Genomic DNA, 17346 nt, shown 5'->3' on the forward strand with positions numbered 1-17346 from the left:
CGCTTTTGTAGGCCGGGCAAGACGCAGTCGCCGCCCGGCAAGGCATTACGGCTGGATCTGCTCCATCGCCTGCAAAATACGCTTATCGGAAATGGGGTACGATGTGCCGAGCTGCTGCGCGAAATAACTGACGCGCAGCTCTTCGATCATCCAGCGGATCTCTTTCACATCGTCATCCTCACGGCGGGCGGGCGGCAGCTTGTTCAGCCACTGCTGCCAGGCCTGCTGTACGCTCTCCACTTTCAGCATCTGCGCGCGATCCCGGTGCGGATCCACTGCCAGCTTCTCCAGCCGTTTTTCAATGGCATTCAGATAACGCAGCGTGTCCCCCAGACGTTTAAAACCGTTGCCGGTGACAAAACCGCGATACACCAGATTGTTCATCTGCGCTTTGATGTCCGACAGCCCCAGCGCCATGGTCATATCCACCCGCCCTTTCAGGCGCTTGTTGATATTGAACACGGCGGTCAGGATCTGTTCCACCTGCTTCGCAATCTCCACCACGGTGTCGTTAAGTTCAGCGCGCACTTTTTCGTGCAGCTGCGCATAACCCTCTTCCGTCCACACCGGGCCGCCCGCCTCATGGATCAGCTTATCGACGCCGCAGGAAATACAGTCATCAATCAGATCCAGCACTTTGCCGTACGGGTTAAAGTAGAGACCCAGCTTGGCTTTGTTGGGCAGCTTCTCATGCAGATATTTGATCGGCGACGGAATATTGAGCAGTAACAGACGGCGCAGACCGCGCCACATCTGCTGTTGCTGCTCCAGCGGATTATCGAACAGTTTGATCGCCACACTGTCGCGCTCATCCACCAGCGCAGGCCACGCCTTCACTTTGTAGTTGCCGCGTTTTTGCTCGTAGCTTTCCGGTAGCTGACCAAAACTCCAGATATGCAGCCCGCTCTGTTCGATACCGTCGTCGGCCACCGCCGACAGGGTTTCCTGTACTTTGCCTTTCAGCGCCTCTTTCAGCGCCGTCAGATCGCGGCCTTCCTGCAATTTCTTGTTCTTGTCGTCCACCACGCGGAAGCTGATCTTCAGGTGATCCGGCACCTGATCCCACTGCCAGGCGTCGCGATCAACGGTCACGCCGGTCATACGGCGCAGCTCGCGCTCCAGCGCATCCAGCAGCGGCAGCTCCAGCGGCGTCACACGCCCCAAAAAGGCTTCGGCATAGTTCGGCGCAGGCACAAAGTTGCGGCGTACCGGCTTCGGCAGGGATTTGATCAGCGCGATAATCAGCTCGCGGCGCAGTCCCGGGATCTGCCACTCAAAACCGCTGTCTTCCACCTGGTTTAACAGCGGCAGCGGAATGTGCACCGTTACGCCATCGGCATCCGCGCCAGGCTCAAACTGATAGCTCAGGCGCAGTTTCAGGTTGCCCTGATGCCAGAAGTTTGGATAGTCGAGCTTACTGACTTTTTCCGCGCCCTCTTTGATCAGCATGTTCTTTTCAAAGTTCAGCAGATCCGGCGTTTCGCGGCTGGCTTTCTTCCACCAGCTGTCGAAATGGCGTGCGGAGATCACCTCATGGCTGATGCGCTGATCGTAAAACTCAAACAGGGTTTCATCATCCACCAGAATGTCGCGGCGGCGCGATTTATGCTCCAGCTCTTCGATTTCCGCGCGCAGCTTCAGATTGTCGCGGAAAAACGCGTGGCGCGTCTGCCAGTCGCCTTCCACCAGCGCATGACGGATAAACAGCTCGCGGCTCAATGCCGGGTCGATCTGGCTGTAGTTCACCTTGCGCGCGCTGACGATGGGCAGCCCATAAAGCGTGACTTTTTCCGTCGCCATTACCGCGCCCTGCGCCCGCTCCCAGTGCGGTTCGCTGTAGGAGCGTTTGATCAGATGCTGCGCCACCGGTTCGACCCATTCCGGATCGATACGCGCGGCGATGCGTCCCCACAGGCGGCTGGTTTCCACCAGCTCGGCGACCATGGTCCACTTCGGCGGCTTTTTGAATAAACCGGAACCGGGGAAGATGGCGAAACGGGCGTTACGTGCGCCGGTAAATTCCTGCTTATCGGCGTCCTTCATGCCGATATGCGATAACAACCCGGTCAGCATGGCGATATGGATTTCGCGGTATTCCGCCGGTTCGCTGTTCACCGGAATGCCCAGCTCTTTCACCACCTGGCGCAGCTGGGTGTAAATATCCTGCCATTCCCGTACCCGCAGATAGTTAAGGAACTCGGTGCGGCACAGGCGGCGGAAACTGTTCGAGGACAGCGCTTTTTGCTGCTCGCCGAGGTAGTTCCACAGATTCACAAAGGCGAGGAAATCGGACTCTTTGTCGTGGAAACGGCGGTGCTTTTCGTCCGACGCCTGCTGCCTGTCCATCGGGCGCTCGCGCGGATCCTGAATCGACAGGGCCGAGGTGATGATCATCGCTTCCCGCACGCAGCCAAGCTTTTGCGCTTCCAGCACCATGCGCGCCAGACGCGGATCCACCGGCAGTTGCGAAAGCTGGCGGCCCTGCGGCGTCAGCTTATACGCCGTTTGCTGCTCATCGGTGGTGATCGCCCCCAGCTCTTCCAGCAGGCGCACACCGTCCTGAATGTTGCGTTTGTCCGGCGCTTCCACAAACGGGAACGCAGCGATGTCCCCCAGCCCCAGCGCGGTCATCTGTAAAATGACCGACGCGAGGTTAGTACGCAGAATTTCGGGATCGGTAAATTCCGGGCGCGACAGGAAATCATCTTCCGAATAAAGACGAATACAAATACCTTCCGAAACGCGTCCGCAGCGGCCTTTACGCTGGTTCGCCGACGCCTGCGAGATCGGTTCAATCGGCAGGCGCTGCACTTTGGTACGGAAGCTGTAGCGGCTGATACGCGCCGTGCCGGGATCGATGACATACTTGATGCCCGGCACGGTAAGCGAGGTTTCTGCCACGTTGGTCGCCAGCACGATGCGTCGCCCGCTGTGAGACTGGAACACGCGGTTTTGTTCGCTGTTCGACAGACGTGCATACAGCGGCAGCACTTCAGTATGCGGCAGACTGAGCTTGTTGAGCGCATCGGCGGTGTCGCGGATCTCCCGCTCACCGCTCATAAAAATCAGGATGTCGCCGGCGCTTTCACGGCCCAGCTCGTCCACGGCGTCGAAAATTGCCTGAAGCTGATCGCGCTCGGTATCGTCCGCCTCTTCCACAATCGGGCGATAGCGCACTTCCACCGGAAAGGTGCGGCCCGAGACTTCAATGATCGGCGCATTATCAAAGTGGCGGGAGAAGCGTTCCGGATCGATGGTCGCCGAGGTGATGATAACTTTCAGATCCGGGCGTTTTGGCAGCAGCTCTTTGAAATAGCCGAGCAGAAAATCGATGTTCAGGCTGCGCTCGTGCGCTTCATCGATGATGATAGTGTCGTACTGCATCAACAGGCGGTCCTGCTGGATCTCCGCCAGCAGAATGCCATCGGTCATCAGCTTGACCATGGTGTTGTCGCTGACGTGATCGCTGAAACGCACTTTATAACCAATGCAGCCGCCCGGCTCGCTTTTTAGCTCCTCAGCGATACGGCTGGCCACGGTCCGTGCCGCCAGTCTGCGTGGCTGAGTGTGGCCGATAAGCCCGGTCACGCCGCGCCCCAGCTCCATGCAGATTTTCGGCAGCTGGGTGGTTTTACCGGAGCCGGTCTCCCCGGCGACAATCACCACCTGGTGATCGCGGATGGCTTCCAGAATGTCCTGCTTCTTCTGGCTGACCGGCAGATTATCCGGATAGGTGATGTCAGGGCGCGCGGCCATGCGCTGGCGCACTTTGCCGGCAGCCTGTTCAATTTCCTGCGCCATGGTCTGGTAAATGGCCTGTTGCGCCTCTGGATTTTTAACCTTTCTCGCCCCGTGCAGACGGCGCGCGAAGCGTTGTCTGTCGCGCAGCATTAAGGTTTCAAGCTGCTGGTTAAGGGCGGAGAAAGTAAAATTTTGTTGTTCTGTCATAAGGTTATCGGGCAGCACACTGCCGGTAAAATTTCTCTGTTTCGTTTACTGTAGATTATCACATCGCCGCTTTCTTTGGCTTATTCAAAAAATTCGAACATTGGTATCGATATATTGCGCTATTCATGGCGGCGGATAATGAATAGAGTGACGGTAATTATTGAGGCTATACCTCAACATACATGCATAAAAGGAATCACCCATGAGTAAAGTATTAGTGCTTAAATCCAGTATTCTGGCAGGGTACTCTCAGTCTGGTCAGCTTTCCGACTATTTTGTTGAACAGTGGAGCGAAAAGCATCCGGCGGATGAAATTACCGTACGCGATCTGGCGGCTAATCCGGTTCCGGTCCTCGATGGCGAGCTGGTTGGTGCGCTGCGTCCGTCCGATGCCCCGCTGACGCCGCGTCAGCAGGAAGCCCTGAAGCTGTCTGATGAACTCATTGCTGAACTGCAGGCCCATGACGTTATCGTCATTAACGCCCCGATGTACAACTTTAACATCCCGACGCAGCTGAAAAACTACTTTGACCTGATTGCCCGTGCTGGCGTGACCTTCCGTTACACCGAGAAAGGCCCGGAAGGTCTGGTGACCGGTAAACGTGCGGTGGTGGTGTCCAGCCGTGGCGGCATCCATAAAGATACCCCGACTGACCTGATCGCTCCGTATCTGAAAGTGTTCCTGGGCTTTATCGGCATCACCGATGTGAACTTCGTGTTCGCAGAAGGCATTGCTTACGGTCCGGAAGTGGCGACCAAAGCGCAGTCCGACGCGAAAGCGGCCATCGACAGCGTAGTGACAGCGTAACGTTTTTGCTGATTTGTGCCCGGCGGTGCTTCGCTTGCACGGGCCTACACTTTTTGTAGGCCCGGTAAGCGCCAGCGCCACCGGGCAAAAACACTTACCCGCCGATACTTTCCAGCGTTGCCAGCACCTCTTCTGACAACTCCAGCTCTGCCGCCGCCATATTTTCACGCAGATGCGTGACCGACGACGTTCCGGGAATCAACAGAATATTCGGCGAACGGCGCAGCAGCCAGGCCAGCGCCACCTGCATCGGAGTGGCATTCAGGCTCGCCGCCACATCAGACAGCGTGGATGACTGCAACGGCGTAAAGCCGCCCAGCGGGAAAAACGGCACGTAGGCGATACCGTCACGGGCGAGCGCGTCGATCAGCGCGTCATCCTCACGATGCGCAATGTTGTAGAGATTCTGCACGCAGACCACGTCCACCATTGCACGCGCTTCGGCGACCTGGGTCGCGGTCACATTGCTCAGACCAATATGTTTCACCAGCCCCTGCTTTTGCAGATCCGCCAGCACCTGCACATGTTCCGCCAGCGAACCTTCCGCCGGGCCGTGTCCGTCGCCGAGCATCGAACGCAGGTTAACCACGTCCAGCGCTTCAACGCCCAGATTACGCAGGTTATCGTGTACCGCCTGTTTCAGCTCATCCGCAGAAAACGCCGGTAGCCAGGCTGCCGTTTCATCGCGGCGTGCGCCGATTTTGGTGACGATCACCAGATCGTCCGGATAAGGATGCAGCGCCTCGCGGATAATACGGTTTGTAATGTGCGGGCCATAAAAATCGCTGGTATCAATATGATTCACGCCAAGCGCAATGGCTTCGCGCAGTACCGCCAGCGCCGCGTCATGATCTTTCGGCGGGCCGTAGACGCCGGGGCCGGCAAGCTGCATCGCGCCGTAGCCCAGACGGTTGACGGTCATTCCGCCGAAGGTAAAGGTGTTTGCTGTGGTGTGCGTCATCATGATCCTTCCTGCATGGGTTATAGTAAATCGCTGCGCGTCTTCAGCAACGTTTCGACGTCTTTATCCGCTTTAATATGAATATCGTGGTCAATCTTGACGTTCATATTGATGGTGATCGGCGTGGACGGGGCCGCCACTTCGATACGCGGCGTGCAGCCGGTCAGCAGCATCAGGGACGCACAAAGCGCGCTTAACGGGAGTTTCATTGTCTTACCTCACATTCCTTGCCAGGCGCGCAGCGGTTATCCGGCACTGCCGCATGTTGCTCAAGCCATGACTGCAAATTATCGCCGTAACGTAAACTGCGCCACAGCATGAAGACATTTTCTTCGTGGTGATAGTTCAGGTTCACCGCATTGCTTTTTCCATCCACGTAGCTGATGCCTTTCAGGGCGGCGCGCATCTTCATTACGCCATGATTATCCAGATCGATATGCGTCCAGGATTGCGAAATTTCCATATAGCGTAGCCAGCTGATGGCCGCCCCGGCCGCCATATTATCCTTCACCAGAGCGTCGGCGGTGTCTTTATCAAGACGCAGCGTCAGCGCGCCCGGATTGCTTAACCAGCCATCTTTCACGATCCATTGATCGTTATTCAGCCACAGCGGCAGCGCGCCGTTGAGCGCGCCGGACATGGCGAACTGTTTGGTATTCACCGCGCTGATAATTTCGCTGGCGGAAATATGCTCCAGCCGCAGCAGCGCAGCGTCGTGCTGCGGCATACGCAGCTGGCGGAGGGTGATTTTCCCGCCGAGCATATCCACGCTGACGTCACTCAGACGCAGCGGGTTATCTTCGCTCCACGGGTACGCGCCCTGCAAATCCGCAGTGAAGTTTTTCGCCGTCACCTGGTTGATGATTTCGCCAATGCGCAGCCGGACCGGCCCGCGCGTCCCCAGTTGCCAGGTCCCCTCACTGAAACGGAACGGCAGCACAAAATCGACGCCTTTTAGTTCGTTATCCGGCATCCAGGCGCTGCCGCCTTTCAGCACACCGTGCCCCCCGGCTTCGAACCCCTGATCCGCAGCGGCAGAAAAGGCGATCTGCGCGTACATTTCGCCATCGCGCAGGGCCATTTTCCAGTCCGGCGGTACCAGCGGCTGAAAGACTTTCAACGCCTGGCGCGGCCACCACGCCTGCCCGCGCAGCCGTTCGCCGTCCCAGCGCCCGTTAACCCGTACCGGGCCAATCTCCTGCGCGTGGAGATCGCCTTTAAACTGAAAGACCGTCGGCTCGCGTCCGCTTACGCTGAATTTCAGCGTTGAGGGAGGTAACACGCTGCCGCCGCTGAAGGTGGTCTGCGCGGCGTCGAGCGACAGCGCGCCGCTGAACTGCGGATGCTGTTCATCACGCTGCCAGCGTATGGGCGCGTCCAGTACCAGCCGGGGTTTATCCATATGCATGGTACCGTACTGCAACTGATCGAAGCCGGTGGACAGATCGGTCAGCAGGATCAGGCTATCGCGCCACTCCCCTTTCCCGGCGACATCCCAGCGCGCCTGCATCGGCGTGAAGCGGCCATCACCCCAGTAGCGCCACTGCCAGAGACCATGATCCGGCAGGAAGTCGTGCGCTTTACCGTCGAGATGCAGGGTAAAATCGCCCATCTGATTTTCATGGGCGCGCAGGATGGCCTGTAAGCGTCCATCGATGCCGCGCCCGGTGACTTTTACCCCCGCCAGCGGCCAGCGCACTTCGTCAATATTCAGGGAATCAATAAGCGTGCCGCGGGAGCGCAACAGCGCGCCGGGGCTGAACGCCAGCAGCGGATCGGTGAGGCTGCCGCTCAGATGCGCCGGTAACACGGCGTATAAAATCAAATCGTTCTGCTTGGCTTCGCCGGTCAGTTGCAGGGGCAGATCGCTGTTTTCCAGACTCAGCCGCCCCGGCCCGATATTCAGTACGGCGTTGCCTTTGCCCGCATCGCCCCGGGTCAGCACGTTCATCCGGCCGCTGACCTCTGCGCCTTCCAGCCCCGCCTGCCAGTTTTTGATGCGTATGCCGACGCGCCCGCTTAACGGCATGCCCTGATAAGGCCAGTTCCAGCGCCCGTCGCTGATGGTGAGCTGCTGCTGCGTCACCTGCCAGGGAAGATCAAGCAGCGGATCGGCGGCATCCCGCGCCATGACGATCAGCTGGCCTTCGTTGTCGCGCCACTCGATTTCCGCATCCACAGGATCGGCGCTTTGCGGCAGGTGCAGGGTGGCGGCGGCATGACCGTTAACCGGCAGACCGTCCGGCACCAACGGCAGGGTGAACTCCCCCGCCAGGCTCAGCGGCGGCTGGTTTTCCGCGAGTTTGACCGCGAATTTTTCCACCGTCAGCGCCTGTCCGGAAAGCTGCGCCTGCACGGTGACGCGTTCGCCCTCATAACTGAGCTGCTGGCGCGCTGGCGTCAGCGCAAGGGCGATTTTCCCTTCCCATTGCTGCCAGGGCGTGACCGTCAGTTTATCGATATTAACCCAGGTATAAGGCAGCATGGACTGCCACTGTGCCAGGGTGCGCGGCGCGACGGGCGATGCCGTCGTCTGCGGGAGTTTTTTCAGACAGGCGGCGTTGAGCACCAGTGAGTCGACATTCAGTTGCCAGCGGCTCGGATGCGTCAGTTCGGCATGCGTAAGCTTCGCCAGCGGGCAATCATCCACCAGATAAAGTAAATCAGGAATTTTCAGGGCGTGCCGCGTCAGGCGGGGGCTGTCTTCAAAGGCGATGCGTGTCCCCACCGGCAGCCAGATCCCGGCCAGCGCCGGCACCCACTGCGCCAGCGTCATCAGCAGCGTAAGCGGCAAAAGTATGAACAGTAAGAGCAGCGCGAGCGCGACTTTATATTTACCCTTCATGGGCAGTTAATATCCTGATTTGTCATCAATTTTCTGTCTGTCCGTGGCGTTATTGTGGCATGCTTACATATATTGGTGAAGTGAATGCCTCTGATAAGAGTAGATGTTCTAGAATTAATCATTATGCTGGATTGATATTACAATCACTGGAGAAAGTCTTATGAAACTCGCTGTATATAGCACAAAGCAGTACGATAAAAAGTATTTGCAGCATGTTAACGAGAATTATAACTATGAACTTGAATTTTTCGACTTTCTGCTGACTGATAAAACCGCAAAAACGGCCCATGGTTGCGATGGCGTCTGTATTTTTGTTAACGACGATGGCAGCCGTCCGGTACTGGAAGAACTGAAAAAGCAGGGTCTGAAGTTTATTGCGCTGCGCTGTGCGGGCTTTAACAACGTCGACCTTGACGCCGCCAAAGCGTTAGGGCTGAAAGTGGTGCGCGTCCCGGCCTATTCCCCGGAAGCGGTGGCGGAACATGCCGTGGGTATGATGATGGCCCTGAACCGTCGTATTCACCGCGCCTATCAGCGTACCCGTGATGCTAACTTCTCGCTGGAGGGCCTGACCGGCTTCACCATGTACGGTAAAACCGCAGGCGTGATCGGCACCGGTAAGATTGGCGTGGCGGCGCTGCGTATTCTGAAAGGTTTCGGTATGCGCCTGCTGGCGTTTGATCCTTATCCGAGCGCCGCGGCGCTGGAGCTGGGCGTGGAGTATGTGGATCTGCCCACGCTGTTTGCCCAGTCGGACGTGATCTCCCTGCATTGCCCGCTCACCGAGGATAACTACCACCTGCTGAACCGTTCGTCGTTTGAGCAGATGAAAGACGGCGTGATGATCATCAACACCAGCCGTGGCGGCCTGGTGGACTCGCAGGCGGCTATCGAAGCGCTGAAAACGCAGAAAATCGGCGCGCTGGGTATGGACGTGTATGAGAACGAACGCGATCTGTTCTTTGAAGATAAGTCTAACGATGTGATCCAGGATGACGTTTTCCGTCGCCTGTCCGCCTGTCATAACGTGCTGTTCACCGGCCATCAGGCGTTCCTTACCGCCGAAGCCCTGATCAGCATTTCGGAAACCACGCTGGAGAACCTGCGCCAGCTGGAAAAAGGCGAAAACTGCCCGAACGCCCTGGTGTAAGAGCCCTTCGCTCCCCTCTCTTCAGGGGAGCGCTTTCAGATTTTCCTGCAAGACACCTCTTATACGCCTGTTAAAATCAGCGCTCAATCACGGAGAATATCCAGGGAGTTTTATGAAATATTTTATTGCGTTAACCGCAGCCACGTTGCTGCTGGCTGGCTGTGCCCGTGATGGCAAAGTCTCTGTCACGCCGGATGAGCTGATGCACCACCGTTTTGTGCTGCAAACGGTTAACGGCACTGCCATCAATCCTGGCAGTAATCCGCCGGAAATCAGCTTTGGCGAGAAAATGCACCTTTCCGGTGTGATGTGTAACCGTTTCACCGGTCAGGGGAAAGTGTCCGACGGCGCGCTGTCGGCGAAAAATCTGGCGATGACGCGCATGATGTGTGCCGATCCGCAGCGTAATCAGCTGGATCAGACCTTCAGTGCCATGATGAATGAAGGGGCACAGGCCGACCTCACCGGCAACCAGCTGACGCTGGCCACCGCAGAGCAGACGTTAATCTTTAAACTGGCCGACCTGGGGCAGTAATCAGTACGCGCCGCACGTGCCTGACGCGAGCGATTGTTCGCTACAACGTTTACCGTTGGGCAGTGCGCACATGCCGGTGGCCGAGCCATCAAGCTGACGTGCGACGGACAGCGATCCGCCAATCATCGCGCAGCTGGCTTCACCGGAACTGGTCATGGCGGCTTTCAGACCTGGCGCGACGTGCGCCGCCGTGGCCTGCTGAACTGGCTCGCTGCTGCAAGCCGATAACAATAATGCCGCGCACCCTACCCACAATCCTGCTCGCATGTTTTCTCCCCCGTCGATTTAGCAAAACCTATGCATAATAGGCAGCCCGGCGGCTGACGTCGAGAGTCAGACTGCGCTTTTTCTGTCCGGCCATGAGAATTTCCCCATTTTGCGGTATGGCTCCCAATTGGTCAGGACGTAAAAAAACCCGCCGCAGCGGGTTCTTTTCTTAATCAATGATGCAGCATTTCATCGACGACCTGCTCGTTAGTCAGCTGATACGGATAATAGGTCGGCCAGTTATCCATCTCTTTCAGCAGTGCATCCTGCGAGGTATTGCCGGTGAAAATGTGGTAATGCGCCGACTTGCGCGGACCGATGGTGTGATCGCTGAACTGCACGAACTTCGGCGCTTTACTGTTGGCATCCTTACATTCGAACAGGTAGCGCACGCCCTTCTTGCCCGAGGTATAGGTGAGGATTTTGTAGCCCGCGTAATCGTACTTACAGGCGTTAACCACGTCGCCGGTGTGGAATTCCATCACGCCGTTTTCAATGCCGATAGTGTCCACTTTAGTGGCGTAGCCTTTGCGGTAATAGGCTTTGTACTCGTCAGCGGTTTTGCTCTTGTCCTGTTCCGCTTTCTTCTTGAATACCGGATCCAGTTCGCCGCTTTCCAGCAACGGATAAACGGATTGCCATACGCCGTCCCAGTCGCTCAGGCTACGATCTTTTACGTCGCTGTCCTGGAATACGCCGTTCGCGGCTTTTTGTTCCATTTCGGTCAGCGGTTTTCCGTGAGAATGATGACCATGCGCCAGCGCCTGCCCGCTCAGTAAAAGCGCCCCGAGCGCCATTGCCACTGTTCCATATTGCTTTATCAAAACGCTACCCTCATTAAGATTTAGAAACATGGATGTTATGATATAACATTTATATTTTCAAGCCCGACCATTAAACATCAATTCATTGACCGCGGTTATGAGGAGTACACAAAAGCGAAAATGGCTTCAGAGGGGATTTGCTAAAATAGAAGCATAATTACAGGGCACGCCGGTGTTATGCGTGTCCCTTTTATTGCGCAATGTAAGGGTGTCCTATGATCACAACTGACGGTAATGGCGCAGTCGCCTCAGTGGCGTTCCGCACCAGCGAAGTTATCGCCATCTACCCTATTACCCCCAGCTCGACCATGGCCGAGCAGGCTGACGCCTGGGCGGGCAACGGGCTGAAAAACGTCTGGGGCGATGTCCCGCGTGTGGTGGAGATGCAGTCGGAAGCCGGGGCGATTGCCGCCGTGCACGGCGCGCTGCAAACCGGGGCGCTTTCCACCTCTTTCACCTCGTCGCAGGGCCTGCTGCTGATGATCCCCACGCTGTATAAGCTGGCCGGGCAGTTAACGCCTTTTGTGCTGCACGTGGCGGCGCGCACCGTGGCGACCCATGCGCTGTCGATCTTTGGCGATCACTCTGACGTCATGGCTGTGCGCCAGACCGGCTGCGCCATGCTGTGCGCCAGCAGCGTGCAGGAAGCGCAGGATTTCGCGCTGATTTCCCATATCGCGACGCTGAAAAGTCGGGTGCCATTTATTCATTTCTTTGATGGTTTCCGCACCTCCCACGAAATCAACAAAATCGCCCCGATCGCCGACGAGACCATCCGCGCCCTGCTGTCTCAGGAGGAGATCGCCGCCCACCGTGCCCGCGCCCTGAATCCGGAGCATCCGGTGATCCGTGGCACCTCGGCGAATCCTGATACTTACTTCCAGTCCCGCGAAGCGACTAACCCCTGGTATAACGCCGTTTACGATCGCGTTGAGCAGGCGATGGATGATTTCGCCGCCGCTACCGGTCGCGCCTATAAGCCGTTTGAATATTACGGCCATCCGCAGGCGGAGCGCGTCATTATTCTGATGGGCTCGGCGATCGGTACCTGTGAAGAGGTGGTGGATGAATTACTCACCCGCGGCGAAAAAGTCGGCGTGCTGAAAGTGCGGCTGTTCCGCCCGTTCTCGGCGCGGCATTTGCTGGCGGCGTTGCCGGACAGCGCGCGCACTATTGCCGTGCTGGATCGCACCAAAGAGCCGGGTGCCCATGCGGAACCGCTCTATCTCGACGTGATGACCGCGCTGGCGGAAGCCTTCAGTAACGGCGAACGCGACGCCCTGCCGCGTGTGATTGGCGGGCGCTACGGCCTCTCCTCCAAAGAATTTGGCCCGGAGTGCGTACTGGCGGTATTTAATGAATTGCAGTCGGCGAAGCCGAAACCGCGCTTTACCGTCGGCATTTACGATGACGTCACCAACCTGTCGTTACTGCTGCCGGAGAATACCCTGCCGTCAAAAACCAAACTGGAGGCGCTGTTCTACGGCCTCGGCAGCGACGGCAGCGTGTCGGCCACCAAAAACAATATTAAGATCATCGGTAACTCGACGCCGTGGTACGCCCAGGGCTATTTCGTGTACGACTCCAAAAAAGCCGGTGGCCTGACGGTGTCGCACCTGCGCGTCAGCGAGCAGCCCATTAACTCCGCCTACCTGATTTCGCAGGCGGACTTTGTTGGCTGTCACCAGTTGCAGTTTATCGACAAGTACCAGATGGCGGAGCGCCTGAAGCCGGGCGGCATTTTCCTGCTCAACACGCCTTACGCGCCGGATGAGGTGTGGGCGCGACTGCCGCAGGATGTGCAGGCGGTGCTGAACCAGAAAAAAGCGCGGCTGTGGGTGGTCAATGCGGCGAAAATCGCCCGCGAATGCGGCCTCGGCGCGCGTATCAATACCGTGATGCAGATGGCGTTTTTCCATCTGACCAACATTCTGCCGGGCGACAACGCGCTGGCGGCGTTACAGGGCGCCATCGCCAAAAGCTACAGCAGCAAAGGCGCGGAGCTGGTGGAGCGTAACTGGCAGGCGCTGGCGCTGGCCCGCGAATCGTTGTCAGAAGTGCCGCTGCAGGCGGTGAATGCCGCCAGCCCGCACCGGCCGCCGGTGGTGTCGGATGCCGCGCCGGATTTTGTGAAAACCGTGACCGCCGCCATGCTCGCCGGTCTGGGGGATGCGCTGCCCGTCTCTGCCCTGCCGCCGGACGGCACCTGGCCGGTGGGCACCACGCGCTGGGAAAAACGCAATATCGCCGAAGAAATCCCCATCTGGAAACCGGAGATCTGCACCCAGTGTAACCACTGCGTCGCTGCCTGCCCGCACTCTGCCATTCGCGCCAAAGTCGTGCAGCCGGAGGCGATGGAAAACGCCCCTGCCAGCCTGCAATCGCTGGACGTCAAATCCCGCGATATGCGCGGCCAGAAATATGTGTTGCAGGTCGCGCCGGAAGACTGCACAGGCTGTAATCTGTGCGTTGAAGTGTGCCCGGCTAAAGATCGCCAGAACCCGGAGATCAAGGCCATCAATATGATGTCGCGCCTGGAGCATGTGGAAGAAGAAAAAGTGCATTACGATTTCTTCCTCGATCTGCCGGAAATCGACCGCACGTCCCTTGAGCGTATTGATATTCGTACCTCGCAGTTGATCTCGCCGCTGTTTGAATATTCCGGCGCCTGCTCCGGCTGCGGCGAAACGCCCTATATCAAACTGCTGACGCAGCTGTATGGCGACCGGATGCTGATCGCCAATGCCACCGGCTGTTCGTCGATTTATGGCGGGAACCTGCCGTCCACGCCCTACACCACCGACCGGCATGGCCGTGGTCCGGCATGGGCCAACTCACTGTTTGAAGATAATGCCGAGTTCGGGCTGGGCTTCCGTCTGACGGTGGATCAGCATCGCCAGCGCGTGATGCGTCTGCTGGACACCTTTGCGGATCGTATTCCTGCCGACCTTAACGATGCGCTGCACGCCCCCGCCACGCCGGAAGTTCGCCGTGAACAGGTCGCCGCCCTGCGTCAGCAGTTGGCCGGTACCGACGGCGCGGAGGAGCTGCTGACCTACGCCGACGCGCTGGTGGAGAAATCCATCTGGCTTATCGGCGGTGACGGCTGGGCCTATGACATCGGCTTTGGCGGACTGGATCACGTGCTGAGCCTGACGGAAAACGTCAATATTCTGGTGCTGGATACGCAGTGTTATTCCAATACCGGCGGCCAGGCCTCGAAAGCCACACCGCTGGGCGCGGTCACCAAGTTTGGCGAACACGGTAAACGTAAAGCGCGTAAAGATCTGGGCGTCAGCATGATGATGTACGGGCATGTTTATGTCGCGCAGATCTCACTGGGGGCGCAGCTTAACCAGACGGTGAAAGCCATTCAGGAGGCGGAAGCCTATCCGGGACCGTCGCTGATCATCGCCTACAGCCCGTGCGAAGAGCACGGTTACGATCTGGCGTTAAGCCACGATCAGATGCGCCAGCTCACCTCAACCGGCTTCTGGCCGCTGTACCGCTTCGATCCGCGTCGCGCCGACGAAGGTAAAGTGCCGCTGGCGCTGGACTCCCGTCCGCCGTCTGAGGCGCTGGCGGATACGCTGATGAAAGAGCAGCGTTTCCGTCGCCTGAACGCCCAGCAGCCGGAAGTGGCGGAACAGTTATGGAAGGACGCCGCCGCCGATCTGCAAAAGCGCTATGACTTCCTGGCGCAGCTGGCCGGTAAAGCGGAAAAACACCCGGCGGAATAAGCCGCCATCCGGGCCGAATGCTGGCCCGGTACTTTCTAAAGCCCGGTGCCCATCGGGCTTTTAAGCCCCCTGAAAGGCCGTTATTTCGTCACCCGATACGCCGTAAAAAATGATAATCTTGATGAATGCCGAGCTGTTAAGGACACCACCGTGCGCCATCATCCCGTAAAATCATCGCGAATTGCCTCCATCGGGTACGAAGAAAGCACCCGTACGCTGGAAGTGCGGTTTCATAATAAAAACGTTTACCAGTATCGCGGCGTCCCCTCGCGCATTTTCAGCGTCTTTCTGACGGTTGTCTCGAAAGGCCGCTTTTATGATGGCGTGGTGAAAGGAAAATATCCGGAGCACCGCATCGCCTGATCTTTTATCCCACCGGCACCATCAGAAAATCAGAAAACCGCGTGGTGTAGCGCGGCGACAGCATTTCACGTTTCATCTGCCACTCCTGACGGATCCCCTGCCCGGCGAAATAGAGCGTCCCCCGTCCTTTTTTGCGGTTCAGTTCATCAAGCGTCGCCATCAGCGCCTCGCTGCCGGGGCGCGGGGCATGGTCATCAAACAGATTAAGCTGGGCGACGCCCTGACTGAAGAAATCCCCCAGCATGACGCCCGCTTTCTGATAGTGGAATCCCTCTTTCCAGATGAGTTTCAGACAGCGCGTGGCGGCGTCAATAATGTCCCGGCTGTCCTGAGTGGGCGTCAGCAGGCTGATGGAAGCGCTTTTGCCATAGTAAGGCTCGTTTAACGCAAAGGGCGAGGTCTTCACGAAGGCCGAAATAAACCGGCAGTACTGGCGTTCCGCCCGCAGTTTTTCCGCCGCGCGAAAGGCATGGCTGCAAATCGCCTGACGCATGTGCTCATAGTCCGTCACCCGCTCGCCGAAGCTGCGGCTACAGATGATCTCCTGTTTGGCCGGGGTCAACTCCTCGAACGCCAGGCAGGATTCTCCGCGCAGCTCACGCACGGTTCTTTCCAGCACCACGCTGAAATGTTTACGGATAAAGTTAATGTCGGCATCGGCCAGCTGAATGGCTTTGCTGATCCCCATCGCCTCCAGCCTTCTGGCGATGCGCCGCCCGATGCCCCACACCTCGCCCACATCCAGCCGCGCCATCAGCTTGCGCTGCCGCTCCAGGTTCGACAGATCCACCACGCCGTTAAACTGCGGCCAGCGTTTGGCGGCATAGTTAGCCAGCTTCGCCAGCGTCTTGGTTTGCGCGATGCCAACGCCAACCGTCAGGCGGGTATCCCGCCCGATGGTCTGGCGGATCTCCTGCCCGAACGCCGTCAAATCGCGGCAATTGCGCACGCCGGTTAAATCGCAAAAGGCTTCGTCGATGGAGTACATTTCCACACGCGGACAGAGATATTCCAGCGTGTCCATTACCCTTTTGCTCATGTCGGCGTAGAGCTCATAGTTACTGCTGAAACAGGTGATGTTATGGGCCCGAAATAGATCCCGCTGTTTGAAAAAAGGCGCGCCCATTACCACGCCGTATTTTTTCGCCTCGGCGCTGCGGGCAATCACGCAGCCGTCGTTATTGCTGAGCACCACTACCGGCTTACCCCACAAATCAGGCCGGAATATGGTTTCGCAGCTGGCATAAAATGAATTGACATCCACCAGAGCAAACATAATCAGCGCGTCGCTTTTACAATAAAAGTGACCACGCCGAATACTTCCAGCGCATCTTCGCTCAGGATGGGAATAGGTCGATAGGCGCGATTGAGCGGATTAAGTTGCAGGACGGGACGTAGCTGGAGTTGTTTGACGGTAAATTCGCCGTCGACGGCGGCAATAATAATATCGCCATGATCGGCTTTCAGCGAGGCATCCACTACCAGCAGATCGCCGTCGCTAATTCCCCCTTCAATCATTGAATCGCCCGCAGCGCGGACAAAATAGGTGGCTGAGGGATGCTGAATTAACCATTCATTCATATCGAGCGTTTTTTCAACATAATCCTGCGCGGGAGAAGGAAAACCGCACTGGACAAGATCGCCGAACAAAGGGAGCGCGTAAACCACGCGCAGTTCAGCAGGGTGATAGCACTTCATGGTGAGTCACCTTATTTGTTTTTACTGTGTATTTATACAGTAGATTTATATATTGCGCTGATCAAGTCCCTCCCCGGGCCGAAAAGTCTCATAAAATTGCCTTTATAAGATAAATTTCATTATTAATTAATCAGTTAGATATATGTGTAAATTTTTCCCGATGACGTGTGACTGCGTAGTTCTTGAACGAGACGGCGCATGCCGGCG

The 17346-nt window shown here is 57.4% G+C and carries 13 protein-coding genes; 5 read left to right on the top strand and 8 right to left on the bottom strand.

The window, feature by feature from the left end; all coding sequences use genetic code 11:
* Positions 1 to 45 precede the first annotated feature (45 nt).
* Positions 46 to 3948 (bottom strand): ATP-dependent RNA helicase HrpA, encoded by a 3903-nt coding sequence (gene hrpA, locus QRD42_RS15120; RefSeq protein WP_321987529.1) that lies wholly within the window; start codon positions 3946 to 3948, stop codon positions 46 to 48.
* 202 nt (positions 3949 to 4150) lie between these two features.
* On the opposite strand from hrpA, the gene azoR reads away from it, so the two are divergent.
* Positions 4151 to 4756: an FMN-dependent NADH-azoreductase gene (gene azoR, locus QRD42_RS15125; protein WP_072568567.1), complete on the top strand. Its 606-nt coding sequence runs from the start codon at positions 4151 to 4153 to the stop codon at positions 4754 to 4756.
* Between the two features lie 94 nt (positions 4757 to 4850).
* On the opposite strand, the gene QRD42_RS15130 is transcribed toward azoR, so the two are convergent.
* The 3 genes from QRD42_RS15130 to QRD42_RS15140 are packed head-to-tail and all read right to left on the bottom strand — an operon-like array spanning position 4851 to position 8562.
* Positions 4851 to 5717 (bottom strand): aldo/keto reductase family oxidoreductase, encoded by an 867-nt coding sequence (locus tag QRD42_RS15130; protein WP_318374994.1) that lies wholly within the window; start codon positions 5715 to 5717, stop codon positions 4851 to 4853.
* A gap of 20 nt (positions 5718 to 5737) precedes the next feature.
* Complete coding sequence (locus QRD42_RS15135; RefSeq protein WP_318375489.1) at positions 5738 to 5926, bottom strand: YnbE family lipoprotein; 189 nt, start codon at positions 5924 to 5926, stop codon at positions 5738 to 5740.
* Positions 5923 to 8562 carry a YdbH family protein gene (locus QRD42_RS15140; RefSeq protein WP_321987530.1) on the bottom strand — a complete coding sequence of 880 codons (2640 nt, stop codon included), beginning with the start codon at positions 8560 to 8562 and terminating at the stop codon, positions 5923 to 5925. The genes QRD42_RS15135 and QRD42_RS15140 overlap by 4 nt, the downstream gene beginning before the upstream one ends.
* 160 nt (positions 8563 to 8722) lie before the next feature.
* On the opposite strand from QRD42_RS15140, the gene QRD42_RS15145 reads away from it, so the two are divergent.
* Both QRD42_RS15145 and hslJ read left to right on the top strand, forming a co-directional pair.
* Entirely contained in the window at positions 8723 to 9712 is a 990-nt protein-coding gene (locus QRD42_RS15145) for a 2-hydroxyacid dehydrogenase (RefSeq protein WP_321987531.1), read from the top strand.
* A 112-nt stretch (positions 9713 to 9824) separates the two neighbouring features.
* The gene (gene hslJ / locus QRD42_RS15150; protein ID WP_072568572.1) at positions 9825 to 10247 is read left to right on the top strand and encodes a heat shock protein HslJ; all 423 of its coding nucleotides are present in this window, start codon (positions 9825 to 9827) and stop codon (positions 10245 to 10247) included.
* Here hslJ and QRD42_RS15155 read toward each other — a convergent pair whose 3' ends face one another.
* The gene (locus QRD42_RS15155) at positions 10248 to 10514 is read right to left on the bottom strand and encodes a DUF333 domain-containing protein (RefSeq protein ID WP_072568573.1); all 267 of its coding nucleotides are present in this window, start codon (positions 10512 to 10514) and stop codon (positions 10248 to 10250) included.
* A 173-nt stretch (positions 10515 to 10687) separates the two neighbouring features.
* Positions 10688 to 11311 carry a metal-binding protein ZinT gene (gene zinT, locus QRD42_RS15160; RefSeq protein WP_072568574.1) on the bottom strand — a complete coding sequence of 208 codons (624 nt, stop codon included), beginning with the start codon at positions 11309 to 11311 and terminating at the stop codon, positions 10688 to 10690.
* 242 nt (positions 11312 to 11553) lie between these two features.
* On the opposite strand from zinT, the gene nifJ reads away from it, so the two are divergent.
* Both nifJ and QRD42_RS15170 read left to right on the top strand, forming a co-directional pair.
* Positions 11554 to 15078, top strand: coding sequence for a pyruvate:ferredoxin (flavodoxin) oxidoreductase (gene nifJ / locus QRD42_RS15165; protein WP_321987532.1), 3525 nt, complete (start codon positions 11554 to 11556; stop codon positions 15076 to 15078).
* A gap of 150 nt (positions 15079 to 15228) precedes the next feature.
* Entirely contained in the window at positions 15229 to 15441 is a 213-nt protein-coding gene (locus QRD42_RS15170; protein WP_072568576.1) for a KTSC domain-containing protein, read from the top strand.
* Positions 15442 to 15445: 4 nt separating this feature from the next.
* Here the strand turns inward: QRD42_RS15170 and QRD42_RS15175 are convergent, their stop codons facing one another.
* Both QRD42_RS15175 and QRD42_RS15180 read right to left on the bottom strand, forming a co-directional pair.
* On the bottom strand, positions 15446 to 16717 hold the full coding sequence (locus QRD42_RS15175; RefSeq protein WP_321987533.1) for a Y-family DNA polymerase: 1272 nt from the start codon (positions 16715 to 16717) through the stop codon (positions 15446 to 15448).
* A 2-nt stretch (positions 16718 to 16719) separates the two neighbouring features.
* Positions 16720 to 17139: a translesion error-prone DNA polymerase V autoproteolytic subunit gene (locus QRD42_RS15180; protein ID WP_072568578.1), complete on the bottom strand. Its 420-nt coding sequence runs from the start codon at positions 17137 to 17139 to the stop codon at positions 16720 to 16722.
* Between the last annotated feature and the right edge of the window lie 207 nt (positions 17140 to 17346).

The organism is Enterobacter sp. PGRG2 (assembly GCF_030291195.1).
GTDB lineage: Bacteria > Pseudomonadota > Gammaproteobacteria > Enterobacterales > Enterobacteriaceae > Enterobacter_D.